The organism is Pseudomonas sp. FIP_A4 (genome assembly GCF_036701605.1).
Lineage (GTDB): Bacteria > Pseudomonadota > Gammaproteobacteria > Pseudomonadales > Pseudomonadaceae > Stutzerimonas > Stutzerimonas phenolilytica.
The window spans coordinates 1-696 of sequence record NZ_JAYDXP010000106.1; the positions used below are offsets into that span (position 1 = coordinate 1).

The following is a 696-nucleotide window of genomic DNA, read 5'->3' on the forward strand; positions in this document are numbered from 1 at the left end:
GACCAGGCTGGCCGGGGTCGAGCTGCCGGTGCCGTCGGTCACGCTCAGGCTGAAGGTGTCGGTCTCGGTGCCGGCGCCGTCGGTGGTCGCTTCGGTCAGTTCGTAGGTGTAGCTCGCCACGCCGGTGGCGGCGTTGTAGGCCGTTACCGTCAGGGTGCCGTGGTCGCCAGCGAAGGTCTCGCCCTGCAGGTCACCAATCGCCACGGTCTTGCCGTTGATGGTCACGCTCTGCAGGTCGTCCAGGCCATCGGTGTCGGCCAGGGTGAAGCTGCCGGAGGCGAACTCGCCAGCGCCAGCGGCGGCCGAGCCGCTGCTCAGCCCGGCTTCTTCGGCGAGGCTGTCGGTGGCCACCAGGCTCAGGGTCGGGCCGTCGTTGCTGCCGGTGATGGTGATGGTCAGCGTGGCGCTGGACGGGTCACCGTCGGCGTCCTGCATGGTGTAGGTGAAGGTTTCGGTGAGGGTTTCACCGTCATCCAGGCCCTGCACCGCGGCATCGTTCGGGTTGATCAGGTAGCTGTAGTTGCCAGCGCCCAGGTCGGTGAAGGTGCCGTGTGCCGCCGTGGTGCTGGTCCAGTTGACGAAGCTGTTCGGGGTATCGGCACCCGGTTGGTCGTTGGCGTGCAGGTCGTTGGTCAGCACGTTGCCGGTGATGGCGGTGACGCTGTCCTCGCCCACGCTGGCGCTGTCGGCCACGGC

The 696-nt window shown here is 68.1% G+C and carries 1 protein-coding gene; it reads right to left on the minus strand.

All coding sequences use genetic code 11. The features are described 5' to 3' along the window. Window positions 1-696: VCBS domain-containing protein (locus U8L64_RS02230; RefSeq protein ID WP_333393642.1), on the minus strand; the 696-nt coding region annotated here is incomplete at both ends.